We start from the raw sequence: 2,677 nt of genomic DNA on the forward strand, positions 1-2,677 counted from the left end.
CTGTCGGCGAGCGGCTTTTCCGTCAGCAGATGGCAATTGTGCGCAAAGGCGGACAGCGCGACCGCGCGCCGGGCGGCGGGAACCACGACATCGAACACCGCTTGCGGTTTGATCTGATCGAGGACGGCATCGAGGCTGCTGCCGATGACGGCATTGGTGAGGCCGTATTCGTGCGCCCGCGCCCGTGCCCTGTCGGCATCGAGATCCACAAGGCCGACAATGGCGAGCCCGTTGACTTGCTGCGCGGCATCGAGCCAGGCCTTGCTCATCGCTCCGCAGCCGACCAGGACGGCATTGATCATCCGGCGCTCCTCCTCCGCTCGGTCCCTCCAGACCGATCGTCACGGCATCCACGGCATGACCGTAAACGTTTTTCCGTAAACGTTTACGAGAACACACCCGAAGGCGTAGAATGTCAATTGGCCGCTCGTGAAAATCGTCCTGTCGCCTTGGCCTGAGCGGCTACCGGTGCTAGCCAAGCAAGGGGAGTACAGTCACTTGGCATCCAGCATTCATGACCTTGCCCGTCACCTGAACATTTCGATCGGCACGGTGTCGCGGGCGCTGAACGGCCGCGCCGACGTCAATGCCGACACGCGCCAGCGCGTGCTCGAGGCGGCCAGGACGCTCAACTATTCGCCGAACCAGTCCGGCCGCAGTCTGCGGCAAGGCGCCACCCATTCGATCGCCTTCATGCTGCAGCCGCATCCGGGCGACCAGCAATATGGCGAGCCGTTCTTCATTCCGTTCCTGATCGGGCTGCAGGCCAGGCTTGCGGAAAGCGGGCTCGACCTGACCGTGGTCATGGGCGCGCCGGGCGACTACCAGCAGGAGCGCCTGCGCCGCGTCGTCGAGACGCGCCGCGCCGATGCGGTGCTGCTGGCCTGGACGCGGCGCGAGGATGAACGCATCGACTATCTCACCCAGGCCGGCTTTCCCTTCGCCACGCTCGGCCGCAGCCGCTCCGGAACCAAGTCCTACCCTTCCCTCGACCTCGATTTCGAGAAGGCCGGCGCCGACGCGGTCGACCGCCTCGTGGCGCGCGGCCACCGCCGCATCGCCGCCGTCCGCCCGTCGCTCGACCTTAATTTCGGCTATCTGTTTTTGGTCGGCTATCGCAAGGCCTTGCGGCGGCACGGCATCGAGGTAGACCCCGAGCTGATCGCGTCCGGCTTCATCAACGAGGCCGGCGGCTACGGGGTGACGCCGCAGGTGATGCGCTCCAAGGCTCCGCCGACCGCCATCATCTTCAACAATGACGCGATGGCGCTGGGCGGCTGCAAGGCGCTGGCAGAGATGGGTATCAGGCCGGGTCACGACATGGCAGTGACCGTCATCGTCGACACGCCGCTCTGCCGCTATTTCTCGCCAGCCCTGACCGCCTTCCGCCCGGCGCTGGAGCCGATGGGACAACGGCTCGCGGAAATGCTGCTGGCGTCCCTTCCCGCCTTCGCCGGCCCGGAGGGTCCGCGGATCATCCGCGAGGTCTGGCCGCTGGAACTGGTCGCGCGCGACAGCGATTAATCGCAGCAGCAGGACCTGGCGAATTTGTCAAACGCTGAGCCAGGGTGTGTTGAGATTCAGGTCAGGCCGAGCCGAAAATGATGGCTTTTGAGAACCGGAGCGGAGCGGACATTCGGGTCCGTGAGCACCGGAAGCGCAGAAAGCCGTCGTTTGCAGGCCGGCCTCACCTGAATATCGACATACCCTAGTCCACCTTCTTCTCGCCCCGCTCCCCGGCCTTGACGATGTCGCCCGTGGTGAACAGGATTTCCTTCAGTTCCGCGCGCCAGTCCTTCTTCTGGCGCAGCAGGAATTCGAGATCCATGCCGAAATGCTTGAACTCCTCGCCCTGCGCGTTCTTCATGATGGCGCGCGCCTGCGGGTCCTTCTCCACCGACATGCGCTGTTCGTACCAGCTGATCGCTTCCGCCTCCTCGATCAGCGAGGTGATCATGCGGGCAAAGGTCCGCACCTCCTGCGACAGTTCTTCAGGCGGTTCGTGATACTGGTCGAAACCCATGTCGTCCTCCCCTCAAACAGCACACCGGTGCGCAGTGCACCGGCCGCAGCCTTGAATGCGCGGGAGGCGCTATAGGTTCCGGATCACGCCACAACCAGGGCGATCAGCGGGAGCCAGCCTCAAGACACCGGCGCTGCTCCGCCCTCTGCCGTGCGCCGCGCGATGAACTCGTCCAGCACGCCTGATGTGGCGACGGCCGAGGTCGGCGGCGCGAAATCGGCAAGCACCCGCCTCCAGACGCCGGTGGCGCGCTCGCTCGCCGTCTTCGAGCCGCTTTGCGTCCAGTTGCCGAAATTCGACCAGTCGGCCACCAGCGGTTCATAGAAGGCGGTGCGATAGCGCGCCATGGTGTGGCCGGCCGAGAAGAAATGCCCGCCCGGCTGCACCTCGGCGATAGCTTCGAAACCAATCGTGTCGGTGTCGCCGGGCGTCGCAGCACAAAGTTCAGCCACCGTCTGCAGCGCCTCGATGTCGGTGATCAGTTTCTCGAAGGAGACACTGAGGCCGCCCTCCAGCCAGCCGGCAGCATGGATGCACATCGTCGCCCCGGCCAGCACCGAGCCCCACAGCGCGAACTGCGTCTCGTGCGCGGCCTGTGCGTCGGAGATGTTGGCCGCACTGCCGCCGCCGGACCGCCAAGGCAGCCCGGTGAAG

The 2,677-nt window shown here is 65.3% G+C and carries 4 protein-coding genes; 1 reads left to right on the forward strand and 3 read right to left on the reverse strand.

Translation table 11 applies throughout. The annotated features are described in order from the left end of the window. Positions 1–302: Gfo/Idh/MocA family oxidoreductase (locus EN969_RS25835; RefSeq protein ID WP_164758488.1), on the reverse strand; the 302-nt coding region annotated here is incomplete at its 3' end. Between the two features lie 196 nt (positions 303–498). Between EN969_RS25835 and EN969_RS25840 the strand changes: the two genes are divergently transcribed. Then, positions 499–1,524: a LacI family DNA-binding transcriptional regulator gene (locus EN969_RS25840; protein WP_063168292.1), complete on the forward strand. Its 1,026-nt coding sequence runs from the start codon at positions 499–501 to the stop codon at positions 1,522–1,524. Positions 1,525–1,708: 184 nt separating this feature from the next. On the opposite strand, the gene EN969_RS25845 is transcribed toward EN969_RS25840, so the two are convergent. Together EN969_RS25845 and EN969_RS25850 are read right to left on the reverse strand one after the other, a co-directional pair. After that, a complete protein-coding gene (locus tag EN969_RS25845; protein ID WP_013530988.1) occupies positions 1,709–2,023 on the reverse strand; it encodes a hypothetical protein in 315 nt (104 codons plus the stop codon). A gap of 119 nt (positions 2,024–2,142) precedes the next feature. Further along, a partial coding sequence (locus tag EN969_RS25850; RefSeq protein WP_206525232.1) for a trimethylamine methyltransferase family protein occupies positions 2,143–2,677 on the reverse strand: 535 nt, incomplete at its 5' end.

This window comes from Mesorhizobium sp. M7A.F.Ca.CA.003.01.2.1, from assembly GCF_003998945.1.
In the GTDB taxonomy this organism is placed as follows: Bacteria; Pseudomonadota; Alphaproteobacteria; order Rhizobiales; family Rhizobiaceae; genus Mesorhizobium; species Mesorhizobium ciceri.